The following is a 23199-nucleotide window of genomic DNA, read 5'->3' as shown; positions in this document are numbered from 1 at the left end:
CCGCTTCGCAGCCCTTTCGCGGCACAAGGCCGCTCCTACAGGGATCGCGTCAACCGATCATTCAATCAGCCAACCGCGGCAACACCTGGTCCAGCCGCTGATGCAGCGCGCTGTCCCTCGGCCAGTTGCGCAGCAGCCGCGCCCGGTCCCGGGCGAAGGCCGGGGCGAAGCTGAGCTGGGTGGCGTGCTGGCACATGGCGTCGAGGTCGATCAGCGACCATTGGCCGTCCTGCCAGAACAGGTTGTGGCCCTTGAAGTCGCCATGGCTGATACGCTCGCGGATCAGTTGCTGCATCACCCGAGCCAGGGCCTCGACCTGCTCGTCAGGCGCCTCGCCGCTTTCCACGTAGGGCGCGAAGCATTCGATCAGGTCCGGCCCGTCGGCGTACTCGGTTACCAGGTAGGCCGTGCTGCGCAGCCCCATCACCCGCTGCTCCAGCACCGCCAGGGGGCGAGGCGTGGCGATGTCGAGAAACCCCAGGCGGTGGCCTTCGATCCACGAATGCCAGGCCCGGCTCGGGCGCCAGAAGCGCTTGAACCAGTGGGCGGTGTTCTTGATGTTGTAGCGCTTTAGCACCAACTTGCGCCCGGCCACCTCGATACGCGCCACGCTGGCCGCGCCACCGGTCTTGTACAGATACCCCTGGTCGATCAGCGTATCGGCCTGCTCCAGCACCGGGCGCATCGCCTCTACTTCGTTACGGCAAATCGCTCGCAGCCCGGACAGGTTGCGCTCGACGCTGAACAGGGTGCATTCGCGACCGGCCTTTTCCAGGTAATCCTTCAGGCGCCAGGCGCGCACCTTGTCCACCTGCTTGTGCAGCGCTTCCAGCGGCAGCGCGTGCTCGGCGTTGGCCAGCACATAGTGCACCAGCGCTTCCTCGATGAACGGCTCCAGGCGTTTGGGCAACTGGGCGAAGAACACCCCGAGGTTTTCCAGCACGCGCTGGCGCGACAGCTGCTGACCGGGGGTCTCGGCCTTGATGCCGGCGCCGTCGATCAGGTACAGCTGGCCGTCCTGGCGTAGCAGGTTGTCCAGGTGCAGGTCCTCCTGCCACAGGCCCTTGGCGTGCATCTGCGCCACGGCGGTGAGGGCCTCGCCCAGCACCAGGTGCTGCTCGTCGGCCAGCATCGGCAATTGCTCCACCCGGGCCCAGGCGTCGCCCAGGCTTTCGGCATGGTCGAGGTATTCGAACAATACCCAGCCGCCCTCGCCTTCCTTCAGGCCATCGGCCAGCAGGCGTGGGGTGGTCAGGCCTTGTTCGGCCATCAGCAGGGCACCATCGCGCTCGCGCTGGAAGTGCCGGGCGGCATTGCCGCCGACCAGCAGCTTGGCCAGCACCTTGGTGCCACGCCAGATACCCGCGCCGACATAACGCTGGCCCGGCAGCACGCGCAACAGGTTGAGCAGCTGCAGGTCGGCGCTGCCCGCGGCGTCGGCGAGGGTGACGGTCAGCGGCAGGCTAGGGCTGCGCCCGGCCTCCTTCAATTCGCTCAGGCGCATCAGCGGGCCTCTTTGTGACGACGGCGTTGGGTCAGGCGTTGCAGCCAGGTGGATACCAGGGCGCTGTCCGCCGGCTGCTCCAGGTAGGCCGCCAGCAGCACGCGCACGTCCGCTTCGTCCCAGGCCCGGGCGCGGCGCAGCAACGGCTCCAGATCCTTGACCCGGTCGCGCATGCCGAACAGCAGCGGACGGGTCTTTTCCAGGTCGATCAGCTGGGCCTGCCAGCCCTCGCGGCGCTCACGCAGGAAGATGTGCTTGGGGTAGAAGCAGCCGTGCATCTGCCCGGCGCCGTGCAGGGTGCGGGCCAGCCGCCCACAGGCCTGGAGGATCGCCTGGCGCTGCGGCGCGTCCATCTGCGCCCAACGGCCGAGCAGTTGCTCGAGGTCGGTCCACTCGTCCAGCGCCCGGGTCATGAGGATCGCCCGGTGCTCGCCAGCTTGCTTGCGCTCGCCATAGAACACCGCCTGCAGGGCGGGGATGTCGAGCTTCTGGTAGCGGCTGATGTTGCGAAACTCGCGGGCGAAGGTCGGCTCGCCGAAGGGCCGCTGCAGGCTGCGGGTGAAGTAGTCGCTCTGGCGCTTGAGGTAGAAACCCTTGCCCTCGAGCTCCAGGCGGAACACGCTGCTCCAGCCGCCACGGCCGGTATTGGGTTCGTCCACGGCGTCCAGCTGCAGGGCCCACAGCGCCTCGAAGTCGCTCAGCCCGTGCCGTTGCAGCAGCGCCTGGTCGGCACTGGCCAGGTAATCGGTCATTCCCTTCCCTCGAAAAAGCCCAGCACCTGGCGAATGCGCTTCTTGTCACGGGCGTTCAGACGCGCGTGTCCGCGGTATTGCAGGTAGAAGCGCAGGCGCTGGGTCGCCGACAGGTGGTACTTGGCCACCTTGTCCAGGCACGCCAGATCCTTGATCAGCCTGTGGCGCAGCATGAAGCCGCGCCAGAAGTCGCCGGTCGGGCAGTCGATGAAGAATAGCGTGCCCTGGTCGTCGACCAGCAGGTTGCGCCATTTCAGGTCGTTGTGGGCGAAATGATGATCGTGCATCACCCGGGTGTGGCGTGCCAGCTGGCGGCTGACGTGATCGACCCAGGCGCTGTCGCGCAGACGCGGATCATTGCGTTCGGCCAACGCCGAGAGGTCCTCGGTGCGCGGCAGTTCGCGGGTGATCATTGCCCCGCGGCCAAAGGCCAGGCCCTGGCGCTCGAGCCCCCAGGCGACCACATCGGCGGTGGGGATGCCCCACTTGGCGAACTGCTTGAGGTTCTGCCACTCGGCCTTGACCCGCGGCCGGCCCAGGTAGCGGCGCATGTGCTTGCCGGCGCCGGTGTAGCGTTTGACGTAGTAGTTGACGCCATCGCGCTCGATGCGGATGACCTCGCTCAGCGGGTCGCGGGTCAGGCGTTCGCCCTGGATGGCGAACACCGCGTCGACACTGCCGAAATCGGCCGCCAGGTGCGCATACTCGGGCGCCAGGTTCCAGCTCGCCATCAGAGTGCGTCCCCGTAACGTTGCTTGCGGTCGTAGAGTTTCTGCGCCTTGCGCTCCAGCCAGGCGAGTAGCGCGGCTTCGTCCTTGAGCACCTGGCGCAACGGGCGCTGGAAGTAGCCGCGCAGGAAGCGCAGCTTGTCGCGGCGGGTCAGGCCGATGTCCAGGGCCGAGAAATACAGGGCGGCCAGGTCCTTGTCGCGCCAGCGACGGGTGATCTTCGCCCGGGTCTGGGCGCGGTGCAGGTCGATCACCGACAGTTTGAAGTCTTCCGGCGTCACCGGGCGGTCGGTGTGCAGCAGGAAGTGGCAGATGTAACAGTCGCGGTGGTTGACCCCTGCGCGGTGCATGCCGCCGGTCATCTTCGCCACTTCGGCGATCAGCGCGCGCTTCAGGCGCGGCGCTGGCGGCTGCTTGACCCAGTCGATGCTGAAGTCTTCCAGGCTGACGGTGGGCGCCAGCTCCTCGGTAACGATGAACGAGTGCTGGGTGGCCGGGTTGCTGCCATGCTCGCCGTAGGCCACTGCGGTCATGGTCGGCACACCGGCTTCATGCAGGCGCTGGATGGCCCGCCATTCCTGGCCGGCGCCGAGCACCGGCAGCTTGGCGCTGAACAGGTTCTTGAAGATCTCGCCCCAGCCGATGCCGCGGTGGATCTTGACGAAGAAGCCCGCGCCATCGACCTCGGTGCGCAGGGTGCGACGGCCTTCCAGCTCGCGGTACACCTCGCCCTGCAGGGCCTCGACGGCCTCGAAGGGATCGCGCCCGGCCCACAGGCGCTTGAACGGTTCGGCCAGTATCAGCTTCATGCGGTCTCCTGACCGAGGATCACGTCGGCGGCATGCTGCGGCATGCTGTACAGGTCGGCGGTCTCGGCGAAGGCCACACCGTTGTCCGACCAGGCCGCGCGGGCCCCGGCGTCTTCGAGCATGCGTTGCAGGTAGCGGTTCAGCTGCTCCTGCTCGAACGGCTCGTCCAGCACCAGGCCGCTATCGGCCTCGGCGATGTAGTGGGCATAGCCGCAAACCTTCGACACCAGCACCGGCAGGCCGGCGACCAGCGCCTCAAGCAGCACGGTGCCGGTGTTCTCGTTGTAGGCCGGGTGGATCAGCAGGTCGGCACCGAGCAGGAAACGCGGAATATCGCTGCGCCCCTTGAGGAACTGCACCTGCTCGCCCAGGCCGAGCGCCGTGCTCTGCACCTGGAACAGCTTGGGATCGTCCTGGCCGATGACCATCAGCCTGGTACGCTTGCGCAGGGCTGACGGCAACGCCGCCAGGGCCTTCAGGCTGCGGTCCACGCCCTTGGTCTTGAAGCCCGAGCCGATCTGCACCAGCAGCAGCTCGTCGTCGGCCAGGCCGAACTCCTGGCGGAAATCAGCGCGAATGGCCGCGGCGTCGGCCGGACGGCGGCGGTCCTGGGAAATGCCCGGCGGCAGCAGGTGGAAGCGCGCCTCGGGGGTGCCGTAGTGCTTGATGAACAGCGGCTGCTGCACCTCGGAGATCATCAGGATCTCGGTACGCGCATCCTCCGCGAACACCGCCCGCTCGTACTCAGCGAAATGGCGGTAGCGACCCCAGCGGCGGTACAGGCCGCCGCGCAGGGTCTGGGCCTTGTCCTCGAAACAGCCGTCGGCGGCGTAGTAGACGTCCAGGCCGGGCATCTTGTTGAAGCCGATCAGGCGATCGACCGGGCGCTTGGCCAGGTCGGCTTCCATCCAGGCGCTGAGCTTCTCGTTGCGGCGGTGGTTGAACAGCGCCTTGACCGGCGCCACCAGCACCTCGAAGCCCGGCGGAATGTCACCTTCCCAGATCAGCGTGTACACGCGGATCTGGTGACCACGCTTCTGGCACTCGAGGGCGATGCGCATAAAGTCGCGCTGCAGCCCGCCAAAGGGGAAATACTTGTAGAGCACAAAAGCCAGTTGCATCAACGAACATCCTCAGCCAGCAGCAGCGCGCTCAAGCGGCCCGCCACATGCTCGGGATTCAGGCGAGTGAAGCACAGCGGCCACTCGCGTTTGAGATCGAACCGGCGCAGGTCCTCGGCGCTCGGTTTGTAGGTGCACTTCTTCTGCAAGCACGGGGCGCAGGGGAAGTTGCTCGCCTGGTGGATCTGGGCGCGTCCGTAGGCGCCAGTCAGACCAGGGTTGGTGGGGCCGAACAGCGAGATGGTCGGCACGTCCAGCGCGGCGGCCAGGTGGCCGAGGCCAGTGTCCACCGCCACGCAGGCCTTGGCCGCCGCCAGCACGCGGGCAACGCCGACAAGATTCAACTTGGGGAGCACCTGGCAGTTGTTCAAGCCCTGGGCGATGCGCTCGGCACGGGCCTTTTCCGCCGGGTTGCCCCAGGGCAGCATCACCTGCAGCTTGCGTCGGCCCATGCGCTCGGCCAGCTCGCGCCAGTAGGCCTCCGGCCAGTGCTTGGTGGCCCAGGTAGTACCGTGCAGGAACACCACGTAGGGCGCGGCAGGCGGCAGTTGCAAACGGTTGAGGTCCAGGCCGTAGTCGCCCAGCCCTTCCGGCAGGTCGTAGGCCAGGGCCAGGGCGAACAGCTGGCGCACCCGTTCCACGGCATGCTGGCCGACGGCGACCGACAGGCGCCGGTTGTAGAAGCGGCTGGCCCAGCCCTCACGGGCCGAGTAACGGTCCAGGCCGGCCACCGGCGCTTTCACGTAACGCGTCAGCCAGGCCGACTTGACCAGGCCCTGGGCGTCGATTACCAGGTCGTACTTGTGCTCGCGCAGGCGTTGCTTGAAGGCTTTCCACTCACCGCTCTTGAGCGTCTGCCAGATATTCTTGCGCCAGCGGCGGATCGCCACCGGGATCACCCGGTCGACCGCCGGATGCCAGCTGGGAATCTCGGCGAAGCCTTCTTCCACCACCCAGTCGAAACGGATGCCGGGGATGGCGTGGGCGGCGTCGGTGAGCGCCGGCAGGGTGTGGATGACATCGCCCAGGGACGAGGTCTTGATGATCAGTACCCGCACTCAGTCGACCTCGGCCACGGTATCGATCAGGTTAGGCCCGCCCAGGCCCTGCAGCGCGGCAATGACCTTGGCCGGCTCCAGCAGGCGCAGGCAGTTGTAGTGGCCGAAGCGGCAGGTGCGCTCGAAGCAGGGGCTGCACTCGATACCGGTGCGCACCACTTCCACCTGGTCGGCCAGCGGCGGGGTGAAGCCCGGCGAGGTCGAGCCGTACACCGCCACCAGCGGGCGGTTGAGGGCGGCGGCCACATGCATCAGGCCAGAGTCGTTGGACACCACCGCATCGGCGCAGGACATCAGGTCGATGGCCTCGGCCAGCGAGGTTTCGCCCGCCAGGTTGCAGGACTCCTCGCGCAGCCCGGGGATAAGCCGGTCGCGGATCTGCTCGCCCACCGGGTGGTCGTTCTTCGAACCGAACAGCCACACCTGCCAGCCCTGGCGGATCATTGCGTCGGCCACCTCGGCGTAGTGCTCGGCCGGCCAGCGCTTGGCCTCACCGAACTCGGCGCCAGGGCACAGCGCCAGCACCGGGCGGTCCAGCGCCAGGCCGAACTTGGCCAGGGCCGCTTCGCGGCTGGCGGCTTCGATTTGCAGGCTCGGACGCGGGTAAGGCTTGGGCAGCTCGGCATCCGGTGCGTAGGCCAGGGCCATGAAGCGCTCGATCATCAGCGGATAGCGGGCCTTGTCCAGCTTGCGCACGTCGTTGAGCAGCAGGTAGCGCATCTCGCCGCGCCAGCCGGTGCGCTTGGGGATACCGGCGAAATACGGCACCAGCGCCGACTTGAGCGAGTTGGGCAGCAGGATCGCCTGGTCGTACTGGCCGGCCAGCGACTTGCCGATGCGCCGGCGCGTGGCCAGCTCCAGCGCGCCGTGGCCGAGCGGGAAGCTCAGGGCCTGGCGCACCTCGGGCATGCGCTCGAGGATCGGCCGGCTCCACTCGGGGGCCAGGACGTCGATCACGCAGTCGGGGTGCTGCTGTTTGAGGCACTGGAACAGGGTCTGCGCCATCACCATGTCGCCGACCCAGCTGGGGCCAATGATCAGTATTCTCATGCTTTATCCAGAAACATTCGGGGAGGCTGCAGGCTGCGCTACAACCTGGCCTCCCCTCTTTATATTCAGGCTATGTGGCGGACAGTGTACCACCGGTGGTGAGGCATGAACCTTTGGGGCTACTTTGCAGCCCTTTCGCGGCACAAGGCCGCTCCTACAGGGAACGCAATCCCTTGTAGGAGCGGCCTTGTGCCGCGAAAGGGCCGCACAGTGGCCCCAACAATTTCAAGTCAGACCCAGTCCACCCCAGATCCGCCTTACCTCACGACGCTCATCGACAAACTGCGCCGCATCGATCACCCCGGCCTGCTTCTGCAGGGCCTGACGGTGCGACGCCGAACGGAACGCCTTGTACACCTCGCGCAGCAGCACGGCGTCGGCGGCGGACATCAGCCCGGCCTGTTCCAGCTCTTCGAGGATGCGGATGTTGTCGGTCCAGCGCAGTATGGCCGGATGGTCGTGGGACCAGGCCAAAGCGGCGTATTGCACCATAAATTCGATATCCACGATACCGCCGGCATCCTGCTTGATATCGAACGACTGGCCGGCCTCGAAGGCGTTGCCCGCGGTGCCGGCGGCAGTAGCCTTGGTGCCCAGGTTGTCGCGCATCTTGGCGCGCATTTCGCTGACTTCTACGCGCAGCTTGTCGAGGTCGCGAGGCTGGCCGAGGACCTGCGCCCGTACTGCCTCGAAGGCCGTCGCCACCTGCTTGCAACCCACCAATACGCGGGCCCGCACCAGGGCCTGGTGCTCCCAGGTCCAGGCCTCGTTCTGCTGGTAGCGCTCGAAGGCGCCCAGCGAGCTGACCAGCAGCCCCGAGGCGCCGGAGGGGCGCAGGCGCATGTCCACGTCGTAAAGCTGGCCGGAGTTGGTCTGGGTGGTCAGCAGGTGAATGATGCGCTGGCCCAGGCGGGTGTAGAACTGTGCGCTGTCGATGGGCTTGGCGCCGTCGGTTTCGGCGTTCGGATCGCCATCGTGGATGAACACCAGGTCCAGGTCCGAACCGTGGCCCAGCTCCAGGCCGCCGACCTTGCCGTAGCCGACAATGATGAAGCCCGGGTCGCACAGGCTGCCGTCGCTGCGCTTGGGCTGGCCGTGGCGCGCCACGGTCTGGCGCCAGGCCAGGGCCAGCACCTGGTCGAGAATCGCCTCGGCCAGCCAGGTCAGGTAGTCGCTGACCTTCATCAACGGCAGGTTGCCGCTGATCTCCGAGGCGGCCACGCGCAGGTTGTGGGCCAGCTTGAAGTGGCGCAGGGCCTCCATCTGCTGCTCCAGGTCGTCCTCGGGAATGCGCGTCAGGCGCTCGCGCAGCTCGGCGGCCAGCTCTGGCGCCAGCGGCGGGCTGAACAACCGGCCTTCGTTGAGCAATTCGTCGAGCAGCAGCGGGTAGCGGGCCATCTGCTCGGCGATCCACGGGCTGGCGGCGCACAGGGTCAGCAGGCGGCGCAGGGCGCCGGGGTTCTCGGTGAGCAGCACCAGGTAGGCCGAGCGCCGCGCCACGGCCTCGACCAATGGCAGCACCCGCTCCAGCACCAGGTCGGGGTTGTCGTGCTCGACCGCCTGGGCCAGCAGCCGCGGAATGAAGGCGTCCAGGCGCTCGCGACCGATACGCTGCATCGAGCGCAGGGTCGGGCTGGCCCGCAGCGCGGTCAGGCGGCGCAGGGCCTCGGCCGGCTGGCGGAAGCCGGCCTCCTCGAGCTGGCGGGAGGCCGCGTCTTCATCCTGGGCCTGCTCCCACAGCGGCGACCACTCGCCGCCGACCACCAGTTCGCCTTCGGTTTCGTCCTCATCCGGGTCGGCGATGACCTGGCGGAAATGCCAGTCGATGCGCCCACGCCAGTGCATCAATTGGCCGTGGAAGCTGTCCCAGTCGGCAAAGCCGAGCATGTAGGCGATACGCTCGCGGTCGGTCGGATCGTCCGGCAGCATCTGGGTCTGGCGGTCGGCGATGGCCTGGATCGCGTGCTCGGTGTAGCGCAGGAACTCATAGCCGTCGCGCAGCTCGGCGACCACGGCCGGCGGCAGGTAGCCCTGCCCTTCCAGGGTGGTCAGCACCTTGAGCAACGGCCGCTGCTGCAGGCTCAGGTCGCGCCCGCCGTGAATCAGCTGGAACGCCTGGGCGATGAATTCCACCTCGCGAATGCCGCCGGCACCGAGCTTGATGTTGTCGGCCATGCCCTTGCGCCGCACTTCCTGCTGGATCAGCTGCTTCATGGTGCGCAGCGCCTCGATGGCGGAGAAGTCCAGGTAGCGCCGGTAGACGAACGGCCGCAGCATCTCCTGCAACTGCGCGCCGGCTACCTGATCACCGGCGACCACCCGCGCCTTGATCATGGCGTAGCGCTCCCAGTCGCGCCCCTGGTCCTGGTAGTACTGCTCCAGGGCATTGAAGCTGAGCACCAGCGCGCCGGCCGAGCCATAGGGGCGCAGGCGCATGTCGACGCGGAACACGAAGCCGTCGACGGTGACCGGGTCGAGCGCCTTGATCAGGCGCTGGCCCAGGCGGGTGAAGAACTCCTGGTTGTCCAGCGAGCGCTTGACCCCTTCGGTTTCGCCGCCCTCGGGGAAGGCGAAGATCAGGTCGATGTCGGATGACAGGTTCAGCTCCACCGCGCCCAGCTTGCCCATGCCCAGCACCACCAGGTGCTGGGGCTGGCCGCTGCGGTTGCCGATGGGCGTGCCGAACTGCTGGCAGTGGCGCGGGTACAGCCATTGATAAGCTTCGTCGATGCTGGCGTCGGCCAGGTCGGACAGGTCGCGGCAGGTTTCGGGCAACGCGGCCTGGCGGGTAATGTCGCGCCAGATGATGCGCAGTTGCTGACGGTTGCGCTCGCGGCGCAGGTTGCGCGCCAGTTCGTCCTCGTTCTGGGCAGCCTGGGCCACGGCGTTGATCTGCGCGCGCAATTGGCCAGGCGCGAACGCCTGGTCCATCGCGCCGCTGGCCAGCAGTTCGAACAGCATCGTCGGATCACGCTGGGCCTGGGCCAGGACAAAGTCGCTGGCGGCGGCGACCTGGTCGAACTGACGGCGGTGCTCGGCGCTCAGGCTGTCCAGGGCCAGGCCAGGATGACCTGCCAGGGCATCGCGCAGGAATTGCTGGTTGCGAGCGACCAGCGGTTGGAGGGCGGCAGGCAGATCGAGCGGCAAAGGCAGGCGCATGGTCTATCCTTGATCGGCGTGAAAGAGAGCGGTTGCAGAGGTCAAACGGGGGTTGGACCACGGTTGGACTGTCGTACAAAAGTTGGAAATAGCTGAAATAATCAAAAATTTGGCAAAACCCATCAAGATTCACCTGCCATCGACACACCGCCAACCAACATGAACGTTTTTCCCCACAACCCGGGATGCGACCAAACGTCGCATTTGTGTAGTTTTACTACTACTCATGACCTGCCAAAGCATGAAATGAGAAAGCATTTGTAGTAAAACTACACCGCGCCGGATGACTGTCCGGTAATCCAAGAATTCACGACGTCTGCCCATAAGGCCAGTCGCAAACTCAGGCCATCGATTCTGGTGGCCTTTCCGCCCTGGAGCAAGCCATGCAAGACCTCGATCCAATCGAAACCCAGGAATGGCTGGATGCCCTGGAGTCGGTCCTCGACAAAGAAGGCGAAGACCGCGCTCATTACCTGATGACCCGTATGGGCGAGCTGGCCACCCGTAGTGGCTCCCAGCTGCCGTATGCCATCACCACGCCGTACCGCAACACCATCCCTGTCACCCACGAAGCACGCATGCCTGGCGACCTGTTCATGGAACGCCGCATCCGCTCGATGGTGCGTTGGAACGCCCTGGCCATGGTCATGCGCACCAACCTGAAAGACTCGGACCTGGGCGGACACATCTCCAGCTTCGCCTCCAGCGCCACCCTGTACGACATCGGCTTCAACTACTTCTTCCAGGCCCCGACCGACGAACACGGCGGCGACCTGATCTTCTTCCAGGGCCACGCTTCGCCAGGCGTCTACGCCCGCGCCTTCATGGAAGGCCGCATCAACGAAGAGCAGATGAACAACTTCCGTCAGGAAGTGGACGGCAAAGGCCTGTCTTCGTACCCGCACCCGTGGCTGATGCCTGACTTCTGGCAGTTCCCGACCGTATCGATGGGCCTGGGCCCGATCCAGGCGATCTACCAGGCACGCTTCATGAAGTACCTGGAAGCCCGTGGCTTCATCCCGGCCGGCAAGCAGAAGGTCTGGTGCTTCATGGGCGACGGCGAGTGCGACGAGCCGGAATCCCTGGGCGCGATCGCCCTGGCCGGCCGCGAGAAGCTGGACAACCTGATCTTCGTCATCAACTGCAACCTGCAGCGCCTCGACGGCCCGGTTCGCGGCAACGGCAAGATCATCCAGGAACTCGAAGGCGTGTTCCGAGGCGGTGGCTGGAACGTCAACAAAGTCGTCTGGGGCCGTTTCTGGGACCCACTGCTGGCCAAGGACACCAACGGTGCCCTGCAGCGCCGCATGGACGAGGTCATCGACGGCGAGTACCAGAACTACAAAGCCAAAGATGGCGCGTACGTTCGTGAAAACTTCTTCAACACCCCAGAGCTCAAGGCCATGGTCGAAGACCTGTCCGACGACGAGATCTGGAAGCTCAACCGTGGCGGCCACGACCCGTACAAGGTCTACGCGGCGTACCACCAGGCCGTGAACCACAAAGAGCAGCCGACCGTCATCCTGGCCAAGACCATCAAGGGTTACGGTACCGGTGCCGGCGAAGCCAAGAACACCGCGCACAACACCAAGAAGGTCGACGTCGACAGCCTGCGTCACTTCCGTGACCGCTTCGACATCCCGGTCAAGGATGCGGATCTGGAGAACCTGCCGTTCTTCAAGCCGGAAGAAGGTTCCGCCGAAGCCAAGTACCTGGCCGAACGCCGTGCCGCCCTGGGCGGTTTCGTGCCACAGCGCCGCGCCAAGAGCTTCAGCGTGCCAACCCCGCCACTGGAAACGCTGAAAGCGATCCTGGACGGCTCGGGCGACCGCGAAATCTCCACCACCATGGCCTTCGTGCGCATCCTGGCGCAGCTGGTCAAGGACAAGGACATCGGCCAGCGCATCGTCCCGATCATCCCGGACGAAGCCCGTACCTTCGGTATGGAAGGCATGTTCCGCCAGCTGGGCATCTACTCGTCGGTCGGCCAGCTCTACGAGCCAGTCGATAAAGACCAGGTGATGTTCTACCGCGAGGACAAGAAGGGCCAGATCCTCGAGGAAGGCATCAACGAAGCCGGCGCCATGTCGTCGTTCATCGCTGCCGGTACCTCGTACAGCTGCCACAACCAGCCGATGCTGCCGTTCTACATCTTCTACTCGATGTTCGGCTTCCAGCGCATTGGCGACCTGGCTTGGGCCGCCGGCGACAGCCGCACCCGTGGCTTCCTGATCGGCGGTACCGCCGGCCGTACCACCCTCAACGGTGAAGGCCTGCAGCACGAAGACGGTCACAGCCACATGATGGCGGGCACCATCCCGAACTGCCGCACCTACGATCCGACCTACGGCTACGAGCTGGCGGTGATCATCCAGGACGGCATGAAGAAGATGACCGAAGAGCAACAGGACATCTTCTACTACATCACCGTGATGAACGAATCCTACCAGCAGCCTGCCATGCCGGCCGGTGTCGAGGAAGGCATCATCAAGGGCATGTACCTGCTGGAAGAAGACACCCGCGAAGCCGCGCACCACGTACAGCTGATGGGCTCCGGCACCATCCTGCGCGAAGTCCGCGAGGCCGCGAAGATCCTGCGTGAAGAGTTCAACGTCGGCGCCGACGTGTGGAGCGTCACCAGCTTCAACGAACTGCGTCGCGACGGCCTAGCCGTGGAACGCGCCAACCGCCTCAAGCCTGGCCAGAAGCCTCAGCAGACCTACGTCGAAGAGTGCCTGGCCGGTCGCAAGGGCCCGGTCATCGCCTCCACCGACTACATGAAGCTGTTCGCCGAGCAGATTCGCCAGTGGGTGCCGAGCAAAGAGTTCAAGGTCCTGGGTACCGACGGTTACGGTCGCAGCGACAGCCGCAAGAAGCTGCGTCACTTCTTCGAAGTCGACCGCCACTTCGTGGTGCTGGCTGCCCTGGAAGCCCTGGCTGACCGTGGCGAGATCGAACCGAAGGTTGTGGCTGACGCCATCGTCAAGTTCGGCATCGATCCGGACAAGCGCAACCCACTGGACTGCTGAGGAGTATTTTTAAGTGAGCGAACTCATTCGCGTACCTGACATCGGCAGCGGTGAAGGTGAAATCATCGAGCTGTTCGTCAAGGTCGGTGACCGTATCGAGGCTGACCAGAGCCTGCTGACCCTGGAGTCCGACAAGGCCTCCATGGAGATCCCCGCGCCGAAGGCCGGTGTGGTCAAGGAACTGAAGGTCAAGCTGGGCGATCGCCTGAAAGAAGGCGACGAGCTGCTGGTCCTGGAAGTCGAGGGCGCCGCTGCGGCGCCTGAGGCTCCGGCCGCCGCCGCCCCGGCTCCAGCTGCTGCCCCGGCACCGGCTGCCGAAACTGCCCCTGCTCCTGCCGCAGCCCCGGCTGCCGCCAGCGTGCAGGACATCCACGTGCCGGACATCGGCTCGTCGGGCAAGGCCAAGATCATCGAAGTGCTGGTCAAGGTCGGCGACACCGTCGAAGCCGACCAGTCGCTGATTACCCTGGAGTCCGACAAGGCCTCCATGGAGATCCCGTCGCCAGCTGCTGGCGTGGTCGAGGAAGTACTGTGCAAGCTGGAAGATGAAGTCGGCACTGGCGACCTGATCTTCAAGCTGAAAGTTGCTGGTGCCGCACCTGCCGCCGCTCCGGCACCTGCCGCTGCTGCACCGGCCAAGGCTGAGGCTGCTCCTGCCGCCGCACCTGCCGCTGCCGCCCCGGCTGCTGCCCCTGCACCGGTTGCCACCGCACCGGCCGCCGGCAGCAACGCCAAGGTTCACGCAGGCCCGGCCGTTCGTCAGCTGGCCCGTGAATTCGGTGTCGAGCTGGGCGCTGTTGCCGCCACCGGTCCGCACGGCCGCATCCTCAAGGAAGACGTGCAGGTCTACGTCAAGGCGATGATGCAGAAGGCCAAGGAAGCTCCGGCGGCTGCCGGTGCGACCGGCGGCGCCGGCATCCCGCCGATCCCTGCCGTGGACTTCAGCAAGTTCGGTGAAGTGGAAGAAGTGGCCCTGACCCGCCTGATGCAGGTCGGCGCCGCCAACCTGCACCGCAGCTGGCTGAACGTGCCGCACGTGACCCAGTTCGACTCCGCCGACATCACCGAGCTGGAAGCCTTCCGCGTCGCGCAGAAGGCCGTGGCCGAGAAGGCGGGCGTCAAGCTGACCGTGCTGCCACTGCTGCTCAAGGCCTGCGCCTTCCTGCTCAAGGAACTGCCGGACTTCAACAGCTCGCTGGCGCCAAGCGGCAAGGCGATCATCCGCAAGAAGTACGTGCACATCGGCTTCGCCGTGGACACCCCGGACGGTCTGCTGGTCCCGGTGATCAAGAACGTCGACCAGAAGAGCCTGCTGCAACTGGCTGCCGAAGCTGCCGCGCTGGCCGAGAAAGCCCGCACCAAGAAGCTTTCGGCCGACGAGATGCAGGGCGCCTGCTTCACCATCTCCAGCCTCGGCCACATTGGCGGCACCGGCTTCACGCCGATCGTCAACGCGCCTGAGGTGGCGATCCTCGGTGTGTCCAAGGCGACCATGCAGCCGGTCTGGGACGGCAAGGCCTTCCAGCCGAAGCTGATGCTGCCACTGTCGCTGTCCTACGATCACCGTGTGATCAACGGCGCCGCCGCCGCGCGCTTCACCAAGCGCCTGGGCGACGTGCTGGGCGATATCCGCACCATGCTGCTGTAACGCAGCACGCTGCCCCTCCCTAGAGGGGCAGCCCCGTTTTCGAGCTGCCACGCTCGTACCTCAACCCCGCCAATTGGCGGGGCTTTTTTTTTGCCTGGGATTGCTGGGAGGGCTTTGCCTCCTTTTCGCGGCGCAAGGCCGCTCCTACAGGGGGATGCGATCGTCTGCCGCCCGCCGGTCCTACAGATTCTGCAAGAACAGCCGACAACCTGTTCACAGCATCCCCCATGGCCGCTTGCCAGCCCACGGGACATGATGCAACCTTGCCCGATGCGCCGTGCTCCAGGCCGCGCCCCAGTTCAAGCGAGTCTTCGATGAAAAGCCAACCCGATGCCGCCAGCCGTGTGGCGGCCGAGGTCGTGACGCAGCTTCCCGTGCCCTCGCGGCTCGGTATGCTGCGTTTCGAGCGGCTGAACGAAGCCAGCTGGGCCATGCTCTACCTCGACCCGGCCTGCGACCGCCAGTTCGGCCTGCCCGCCGCCGAGCTCTGCGCCCTGATCGGCTCGCCCTATGCCAGCCTCATGGAGCCGGAAGCACGCTACAAGCTGCACGACGAGATCCAGCTGCAGCTGGCCCAGCGCGGCTACTACCGGGTGCGCTACACCCTGCACGCCTGCCCGGCGCCACTGCGCCTGCTGGAGGTCGGGGAGAGCTACAAGCAGCACAATCGCCAATTGCTGCGCGGCTACCTGACGGTGTTCGACGACCACCGCCAGGACACCCCGGACCTCGACGCCAACGACCTGGAGTCGCGCAACAACCGCCTGCAACTGGCCCTGCAACTGAACCAGCGCGCCCAGCAGGAGCAGCTCGAACACCTGGAGCGGGTGCGCGCCCAGCAGGACCTGATCCTGCGCCTGGCCCGCCAGCGCTACAGCATCGGCAACTCGCTGCTCGAAGCCGCCGAGCTGATCACCCGCAGCGCCTGCGAGATCTACAAGGTCGACTGCGCCAGCATCTGGTACCTGAACGACCAGCGCCTGGAGCCGATCAGCGCCTGGTACAGCCGCGACCAACAGCACCGCATGCCCGAGGCGATCGACGCCAGCCGCTTCCCGGACTACCTGGAAGCCCTGCACGCCAGCCGCGCCATCGACGCCCACAACGCCAGCCACGACCCGCGCACCCGCGAGATGGCCGAATCGCTGTACAGCACCGACGACAACGCCATGCTCGATGCCAGTATCCGCATCGACGGCCAGGTGGTCGGCGTGCTGTGCCTGGAGCAGACCGGCCAGCCACGGGCCTGGCAGTCGGACGAGATCGCCTTCGCCGGCGAGCTGGCCGACCAGTTCGCCCAGGTCATCAACAACCACAACCGGCGCACCGCCGCCAGCGCCCTGCACCTGTTCCAGCGCGCCGTGGAACAGAGCGCCAGCGCCTTCCTGCTGGTCAACCGCGACGGCGTGGTGGAATACGTCAACCCCAGCTTCACCGCGATCACCCAGTACAGCACCGAAGAGGTCCAGGGCCATCACCTGGCCGAACTGCCGGCGCTGGAAAACCTGAGCGAGCTGCTGTTCGACTCGCCGTCGAGCCTGGCCATGGGCAACAGCTGGCAGGGCGAGTTCAAGAGCCGGCGCAAGAACCTCGAGCCGTACTGGGGCCAGCTGTCGATCTCCAAGGTATACGGCGACAACCGCGAGCTGACCCACTACATCGGCATCTACGAGGATGTCACCCAGACCAAGCTGGCCCAGCAGCGCATCGAGCGCCTGGCCTACACCGACAACCTGACCAACCTGGGCAACCGCCCGGCGTTCATCCGCAACCTCGACGAGCGCTTCGCCCGCGACAGCGCCAGCCCCATCTGCCTGCTGCTGGTGGACATCGACAACTTCAAGCGGATCAACGACAGCCTCGGCCACCAGACCGGCGACAAGCTGCTGATCAGCCTGGCCCGGCGCCTGCGCAACAGCCTGGCCAATGGCGGCAGCCTGGCGCGCTTCGCCAGCAACGAGTTCGCCGTGCTGCTCGACGACACCAACCTGGAAGATGGCCAGGGCGTCGCCCACCAGCTGCTGCGCACCCTCGACAAACCGATGTTCGTCGACAACCAGCTGATCAATGTCACCGCCTCCGTGGGCCTGGCCTGCGCGCCGCTGCACGGCAGCGACCCGGCCACGCTGATGAAGAACGCGGGCCTGGCCCTGCACAAGGCCAAGGCCAACGGCAAGCACCAGGTCCAGGTGTTCACCGAGGTACTCAATGCCGAGGCCAGCTACAAGCTGTTCGTCGAGAACAACCTGCGCCGCGCCCTGACCCAGAACGAACTGGAAGTGTTCTACCAGCCCAAGCTGTGCCTGCGCAGCGGCCGCCTGCTTGGCCTGGAGGCGCTGCTGCGCTGGAACCACCCCGAGCGCGGCATGATCCGCCCCGACCAGTTCATCAGCGTGGCCGAGGAAACCGGCCTGATCATCCCCATCGGCAAGTGGGTGGTGCGCCAGTCCTGCCGCATGAGCCAGCAGTTGCGCGAAGCCGGCTTCGGCAACCTGCACGTGGCCATCAACCTGTCGCCCAAGCAGTTTTCCGACCCCGAGCTGGTCAGCTCGATCGGCAGCATCCTCAAGGAGGAAGCCCTGCCGCCGCACCTGCTGGAACTGGAACTGACCGAAGGCCTGCTGCTGGAAGCCACCGAGGACACCCACCGTCAGCTCGACGAGCTCAAGGCCCTGGGCCTGACCCTGGCCATGGACGACTTCGGCACCGGCTACTCGTCGCTGAGCTACCTGAAGAAGTTCCCGATCGACATCATCAAGATCGACCGCAGCTTCATCAACGAGATCCCCGACAACCAGGACGACATGGAGATCACCTCGGCGGTGGTGGCCATGGCCCACAACCTCAAGCTCAAGGTGGTCGCCGAAGGGATCGAGACCCCCGAGCAGCTGGCGTTCCTGCGCCGACACCGCTGCGACGTCGGCCAGGGCTACCTGTTCGACCGGCCGATTCCGGGGCGCGAGCTGAACGAGAAACTGCGCCGCTATCCTCGTGGTCCGGTGGACTGACAGCGGCGTAAAGCTCGGGCACTATAGACATCACTAGCCTGCCGGGGCTGCTTTGCAGCCCTTTCGCGGCACAAGGCCGCTCCTACAGGGATCATGCGTCCCCCTGTAGGAGCGGCCTTGTGCCGCGAAAGGGCCGCAAAGCGGCCCCAGGTTGTTGAATATCAAATAGAGGAACGGCCATGACCCTGCGTTCGGAAATCCTGGTGAACAAAAACGTCCTGCCCACCGCGGAACAGGCCCTGCCTGGCCGCGAAACCCCGATGACCCTGCCCGAGTTCCACTACGTGTTCGAAGGCACCCCGCTGCTCGGCCCGTTCTTCGAAGGCGACATCGATTTCGCCATCTTCGGCCTGGGCTGCTTCTGGGGCGCCGAGCGCCGGTTCTGGCAGCGCGAAGGCGTGGTCAGCACCGTGGTCGGCTACGCCGGCGGTTTCACCCCCAACCCCACCTACGAGGAAGTCTGCTCGGGCCTGACCGGCCACACCGAGGTGGTGCTGGTGGTGTTCGACAAGAACCGGGTCAGCTACCGCGAGCTGCTGACGATGTTCTGGGAGCTGCACAACCCGACCCAGGGCATGCGCCAGGGCAATGATGTCGGCACCCAGTACCGCTCGGCGATCTACTGCACCTCGCCGCAGCAACTGGATGAAGCCAACGCGAGCAAGGCCGCCTTCCAGGCCGAGCTGGGCAAGGCCGGCTTCGGCGAGATCACCACCGAGATCGCCCAGGCGCCGACCGTGTACTTCGCCGAGGCCTACCACCAGCAGTACCTGGCCAAGAACCCGGAAGGCTACTGCGGTATCGGCGGCACCGGCGTGTGCCTGCCACCCAGCCTGCAGGGCAACTGAGCCATGATCCTGTTCCATTCGCCGCTGTCGCCGTTCGTGCGCAAGGTGATGATCGTGCTGCACGAGACCGGCCAGCTGGACCGGGTCACCGTGCAGGGCGTGAACATCAGCCCGGTGAACAGCGACGCGCAGCTCAACCAGGGCAACCCGATCGGCAAGATCCCGGCCCTGCGCCTGGACGACGGCAGCGTGCTGCACGACAGCCGGGTGATCTGTGAGTACCTCGACAGCCAGCACGTCGGCCTGCCGCTGATCCCCCGCGAGGGCTCGGCACGCTGGCGGCGCCTGACCCTGGCCTCCCAGGCCGATGCGATCATGGACGCGGCGGTGGCTACCCGCTACGAAACCTTCCTGCGCCCGGCGGACAAGCAGTGGGACGGTTGGGTGCAGGCGCAGGGCGAGAAGATCCGCCGCAGCCTGGCCAATCTTGAACAGGAGCACCTGGCGGAGCTGGCCTCGGGGTTCGACCTGGCGGCGATTGGCGTGGCTTGTGCGTTGGGGTATCTGGACCTGCGCCAGCCTGAGTTCGATTGGCGTGGGCTGTATCCGGGGCTGGCGGCGTGGTATGCCGAGGTGAGCCAGCGGCCGTCGATGGTGGCTACAGCTCCGATAGCCTGAGACTACGCTGGCGAGGGCTGGCGCCCTCGTTTCGCGGCACAAGGCCGCTCCTACAGGAGTCCACTCAACCCTGTAGGAGCGGTCTTGTGCCGCGAAAGGGCTGCACAGCAGCCCCAGAACTTACCGCGGTATCACAGGAAACAACAATCCGATTCTCTGCGCCAACCAGCGCCCGATCTCTCTATCCTCCCTCATACCCCCCTCCCCACCCGCGACCAGTCCAGCCGCCGGGTCAGCACCATGAACACGCCCAGCAGGCCAAAGCACAGCAGCGAGCCCATCAGCAGCGCATAGTCCTCGGCGCTGAGCAGCCCATAGAGCATCGCGTACAACGCCGCCAGCCCCGCCGCAAAGCCAACCCCACGCCCCAGGCTGCGCAGCACATGAACCAGGTAGAAGCCGATCAGCAACACACAGCCCGACGCCGACAGCCCATAGGCCAGGCCAAACCCCAGGTGCTCGGACAGCGACAGCAACAGCAGGTAGAAGAACGCCAGGGCCACGCCCACCAGGATGTACTGCACCGGGTGCACGCTGAGGTTCTTGAGCACCTCGAACAGGAAGAATCCGGCAAAGGTCAGGGCGATGAACAGCAGGGCATACTTGATCGCCCGTTCGCTCTTGAGGTACTGGTCCACCGGGTCGACGAAGCTGACGCCAAATGAACGCTCGTTGAAATCGCCGCACTTGCCGACGGTCGCGCAAAGGCGCATGGACTCTTCCAGGTTGGTGGCGAAGAACGAGGTCTGCCAGTGGGCGCTGAAGCCCTTTTCATCGATGGCGCGGCGGCTCGGCAGGTAGCTGCCGACGAAGCTCGGGTGCGGCCAGTTGGCGCGCATGTCCACCGTGCTGCTGCGGCCGACCGGCAGCACCGCCAGTTGGCCGGTGCCCAGCAGGGCCAGGTCGAAGGCGTAGTCGAACTCGCGGGCCTTCTGGTCGCTCAACTGCGGCAGGGCCACATGCACGCCACCGGGCAGCCAGTCGACACCACTGCCGGCCTCGAACGGCAGGCGCTGGTCATCCAGGGTCAGCTCCAGGCTGTTCTCGATGCCGCGAATGTCGCTGATGCCGACCATCAGGAACGGCTTGTCGAAGCGGTAGTCGTCGTAGTCCTTCTCGATCCCCCAGCGCTCAGGCAGCTTGAAGCGACCGCTGACCTGACCCTTGGCATGGAACAGGCGCGCCTGGTAGATGCCGCGGGCGCGCAGCTCGGTATCGACGCCCACATCCATCGCGAAGGTTTCCGGCAGGAAGTAAAGATTGCCGTGCATCGTGGTGGTCTCCTGGACGCTCGTGCCGTCCTTGTCGATCCAGCGCCGCTCGTACTTGCGATAGGGCACCACCAGCACCGGGCCGCTGACCAGCTGGTCGAAGCTGGAGCTCGCGGCGATCTCGCCGAGCACGTTGTTGCGCAGTTGCTGACGTTCGTCGATCAAGCCGCCGATCATCAGCAGGGGAATCAGCAGCAGCAGGATCAGCACGGCGATCAGGCCGAGCTTGAAACCTAGGGACTTGTTCATGGGGTTGGGCTCCGTTTGCGATGGGGGCAGTGTCTGCCCGCCGCGTGGAGCCCTTGGGGAGGGAATGTGGAGATTGTGTGGAGATGGCTTGGACAGCAACACTGCGTGGGAGCGGGCTTGCCCCGCGATGAGGCCCGATCAGGCAGTGATGTTGCCTGGGCTGGCCACTTCGCGGGGCAAGCCCGCTCCTACAGGGTCAGCTATAACGTCGGCCCGGCAGCCAGAGTCGTACCCGCACCCCACCCTCGACGTTGTCTACCGCCAGCGCCCCGCCGTGCAGCTGCATCACCTCGGCCACGAAGTTCAGCCCCAGCCCGGTGCTCTTGCGCCCGGTCCCAGGCCTTGGCAGCGAATAGAACCGCTCGCTGACCCGCCCCAGAGCGTACTCGGGGATTGCCTGCCCCTGATTGAACAGGCTCAGGGCCACCCGCTCGCCGTCACGCTCCAGTTCGAAGGCCAGCGCGCCTCGCTCGGGGGTGAAGTCCAGCGCGTTGTCCAGCAGGTTGGCCAACGCCTGGCGCATCAGGAACGGATCGCACAGCAGCCAGACGCCCGCCGGAATGCGCTGGCGCACCTGCAGGCCGGCGCTGTCGATCCGTGCGCCATGGGCCAGCAGCAGCTCGTCGATCAGCGCCGCCACCGCCACCTGCTGTTCATCTTCCAGTGCCTGCATCTGTTCGACCCGCGCCAGGTTGAGCAGTCGCTCGATCATCTGCTGCAGGCGCTCGCTCTCGCGCTCGATATTGCCGGCAAAGCGCGCCCGCTGCTCCTGCGGCATGTCGCCCTGCAGCAGCTCCGAGGCGCCGCGGATCGCCGCCAGCGGGCTCTTGAGCTCATGGGTGAGCGTGTGCACGTAGCGCTCGACATAGGCCTTGCCCTCCAGCTGGGTGCGCATGCGCTCCACCGCCGTGGCCAGTTGCAGCAATTCGCCGCCCTTGTAGTGCGGCAACGCGGCGCGCTCGCCCTCGCTGACCGCCTGGGCGTAATGGGTAAGCCTACGCAGCGAGCGGGTCAGCCACCACGACAGCGCCGCGCCCACCAACAGCCCCAGCACGATCAGCCCCAGGCCGAGGAACAGCAGCCGCCGCTCGGAGCGGTCGATGTACGGCTGCAACGAGCTGTTGGGCTTGGCTACGGTAACCACGCCGATGATTCGGCCGCCGTCGAGGATCGGCGCCGCCACATGCATCACCGAAGTGCTTTCGTCGTCCGGGTCGCTGCGGGTCGAGCGGGCGCCGTACTGGCCACGCAGGGTCAGGTAGACATCGTTCCAACGCGAGTAGTCCTTGCCCAGGTCCTGGCCGCTGGAGTCGAGCAGGACGATGCCCTTGGCGTCGGTCACGTAGATACGGTGGCTGACCTGGTTCTTCGCCAGTCCCCAGATCTGCGCGCTCGGACGCCGCTCGCCATACGAAGCAAGCACCTGCGACAGGCGGCTCTGGGTCAGGGTGCCGTTCTTCACATCGTCGTGAAGGATCTCGGCCAGCAGGTTGGCGGTGTCCACCAGGGTTTCTTCCGAGGATTGCCGCACCACCGGGCGGATCTGCTCGCGCACCGTGTTGAGCAGGAAGTAGCCCGCCAGGCCGACGAACAGGAAGTACACCAGGAAGATCCGGATCCCCAAGCGCATCAGGCGTGTTCCGGGCTGTAGCTGTAGCCCAGGCCGCGGTGGGTCTGGATCGCCTCGGCGTCGGGCGCGACCTGGCGCAGCTTGGCGCGCAGGCTCTTGATATGACTGTCGATGGTGCGTTCGTAGCCGACGTCCGAGGCCACGCCAAGGCCGTCGAGCAGCTGTTCACGGCTGAATACCCGGCGAGGTTGCGCAAGCAGGCTCTGCAGCAGGCGGAACTCGTGGCGGGTCAGCGTCAGCGCCTGGCCCCGGTAGCTGATGCGCATGGCCAGGGTGTCGAGCTGGAACGGCGCGGTTTCGCTGGCCACCTCCACCCTGGGCGCCATGCGTTTGAGGATCGCCCGCACCCGCGCGGCCACCTCACGGGGGCTGAAGGGCTTGACCACATAGTCGTCGGCGCCGATCTCCAGGCCCAGCACCCGGTCGATCTCGGCGTCGCGGGCGCTGAGGAACATCACCGGCACCTCGCTGAAGCGGCGCAGCTGGCGGCAGGTCTCGAAGCCGCTGATGTCGGGCAGGCCGATATCGAGGATCACCAGGTCGGCCGGGCGCAGGCGCTGCTGCTCGACGGCGGCGCTGCCGAGGGTCACCCACTCGGTGCTGTGGCCGTCGGCCTGCAGGGCGTAGACCAGGGTGTCGGCGATGGCGGATTCGTCTTCGACGATGAGGATGTGAGGCATGGCGTCCGGCCTTGCTGGGGCAAAGGCTGGACTTTGA

The 23199-nt window shown here is 66.0% G+C and carries 16 protein-coding genes; 5 read left to right on the top strand and 11 right to left on the bottom strand.

Going from position 1 to position 23199, the window contains the following annotated elements; genetic code table 11:
* Window positions 1–61 precede the first annotated feature (61 nt).
* The 8 genes from POF53_RS00765 to glnE form a co-directional block, all read right to left on the bottom strand.
* A complete protein-coding gene (locus POF53_RS00765) occupies window positions 62–1504 on the bottom strand; it encodes a lipopolysaccharide kinase InaA family protein (RefSeq protein WP_203649807.1) in 1443 nt (480 codons plus the stop codon).
* Complete coding sequence (locus POF53_RS00760; RefSeq protein WP_203649805.1) at window positions 1504–2256, bottom strand: lipopolysaccharide kinase InaA family protein; 753 nt, start codon at window positions 2254–2256, stop codon at window positions 1504–1506. The genes POF53_RS00765 and POF53_RS00760 overlap by 1 nt, the downstream gene beginning before the upstream one ends.
* Window positions 2253–2987, bottom strand: a complete 735-nt coding sequence (locus POF53_RS00755) for a lipopolysaccharide kinase InaA family protein (RefSeq protein WP_232855044.1) — start codon at window positions 2985–2987, stop codon at window positions 2253–2255. The genes POF53_RS00760 and POF53_RS00755 overlap by 4 nt, the downstream gene beginning before the upstream one ends.
* Entirely contained in the window at window positions 2987–3793 is an 807-nt protein-coding gene (rfaP, locus tag POF53_RS00750) for a lipopolysaccharide core heptose(I) kinase RfaP (RefSeq protein ID WP_203649794.1), read from the bottom strand. The genes POF53_RS00755 and rfaP overlap by 1 nt, the downstream gene beginning before the upstream one ends.
* Window positions 3790–4914, bottom strand: coding sequence for a glycosyltransferase family 4 protein (locus POF53_RS00745; RefSeq protein ID WP_232855043.1), 1125 nt, complete (start codon window positions 4912–4914; stop codon window positions 3790–3792). The genes rfaP and POF53_RS00745 overlap by 4 nt, the downstream gene beginning before the upstream one ends.
* A complete protein-coding gene (waaC, locus tag POF53_RS00740; protein ID WP_232855042.1) occupies window positions 4914–5972 on the bottom strand; it encodes a lipopolysaccharide heptosyltransferase I in 1059 nt (352 codons plus the stop codon). Before waaC ends, POF53_RS00745 begins: the two co-directional genes overlap by 1 nt.
* Window positions 5973–7022, bottom strand: a complete 1050-nt coding sequence (waaF, locus tag POF53_RS00735; RefSeq protein ID WP_028689091.1) for a lipopolysaccharide heptosyltransferase II — start codon at window positions 7020–7022, stop codon at window positions 5973–5975.
* Window positions 7023–7247: 225 nt separating this feature from the next.
* On the bottom strand, window positions 7248–10181 hold the full coding sequence (glnE, locus tag POF53_RS00730) for a bifunctional [glutamate--ammonia ligase]-adenylyl-L-tyrosine phosphorylase/[glutamate--ammonia-ligase] adenylyltransferase (RefSeq protein WP_232855041.1): 2934 nt from the start codon (window positions 10179–10181) through the stop codon (window positions 7248–7250).
* Window positions 10182–10564: 383 nt separating this feature from the next.
* Here glnE and aceE point away from each other — a divergent pair, with 383 nt between their 5' ends.
* From aceE to POF53_RS00705, 5 genes are all read left to right on the top strand, one after another.
* Window positions 10565–13210, top strand: a complete 2646-nt coding sequence (aceE, locus tag POF53_RS00725) for a pyruvate dehydrogenase (acetyl-transferring), homodimeric type (RefSeq protein ID WP_232855040.1) — start codon at window positions 10565–10567, stop codon at window positions 13208–13210.
* A 13-nt stretch (window positions 13211–13223) separates the two neighbouring features.
* On the top strand, window positions 13224–14858 hold the full coding sequence (gene aceF, locus POF53_RS00720; RefSeq protein WP_498965875.1) for a dihydrolipoyllysine-residue acetyltransferase: 1635 nt from the start codon (window positions 13224–13226) through the stop codon (window positions 14856–14858).
* A 314-nt stretch (window positions 14859–15172) separates the two neighbouring features.
* Window positions 15173–17866, top strand: a complete 2694-nt coding sequence (locus POF53_RS00715; protein ID WP_232855038.1) for a putative bifunctional diguanylate cyclase/phosphodiesterase — start codon at window positions 15173–15175, stop codon at window positions 17864–17866.
* 179 nt (window positions 17867–18045) lie between these two features.
* The gene (gene msrA, locus POF53_RS00710; protein WP_203649778.1) at window positions 18046–18714 is read left to right on the top strand and encodes a peptide-methionine (S)-S-oxide reductase MsrA; all 669 of its coding nucleotides are present in this window, start codon (window positions 18046–18048) and stop codon (window positions 18712–18714) included.
* A 3-nt stretch (window positions 18715–18717) separates the two neighbouring features.
* Window positions 18718–19332, top strand: coding sequence for a glutathione S-transferase (locus POF53_RS00705; RefSeq protein WP_203649775.1), 615 nt, complete (start codon window positions 18718–18720; stop codon window positions 19330–19332).
* A 191-nt stretch (window positions 19333–19523) separates the two neighbouring features.
* Here the strand turns inward: POF53_RS00705 and creD are convergent, their stop codons facing one another.
* From creD to creB, 3 genes are all read right to left on the bottom strand, one after another.
* A complete protein-coding gene (creD, locus tag POF53_RS00700) occupies window positions 19524–20852 on the bottom strand; it encodes a cell envelope integrity protein CreD (RefSeq protein ID WP_203649773.1) in 1329 nt (442 codons plus the stop codon).
* A gap of 196 nt (window positions 20853–21048) precedes the next feature.
* On the bottom strand, window positions 21049–22482 hold the full coding sequence (gene creC, locus POF53_RS00695) for a two-component system sensor histidine kinase CreC (protein ID WP_498965871.1): 1434 nt from the start codon (window positions 22480–22482) through the stop codon (window positions 21049–21051).
* Window positions 22482–23162, bottom strand: coding sequence for a two-component system response regulator CreB (gene creB / locus POF53_RS00690; RefSeq protein ID WP_475859973.1), 681 nt, complete (start codon window positions 23160–23162; stop codon window positions 22482–22484). The genes creC and creB overlap by 1 nt, the downstream gene beginning before the upstream one ends.
* Between the last annotated feature and the right edge of the window lie 37 nt (window positions 23163–23199).

This window comes from Mitsuaria sp. RG, assembly GCF_028369275.1.
Lineage (GTDB): Bacteria > Pseudomonadota > Gammaproteobacteria > Pseudomonadales > Pseudomonadaceae > Aquipseudomonas > Aquipseudomonas peradeniyensis.
This window is presented reverse-complemented; position numbering and strand designations above follow the sequence as displayed.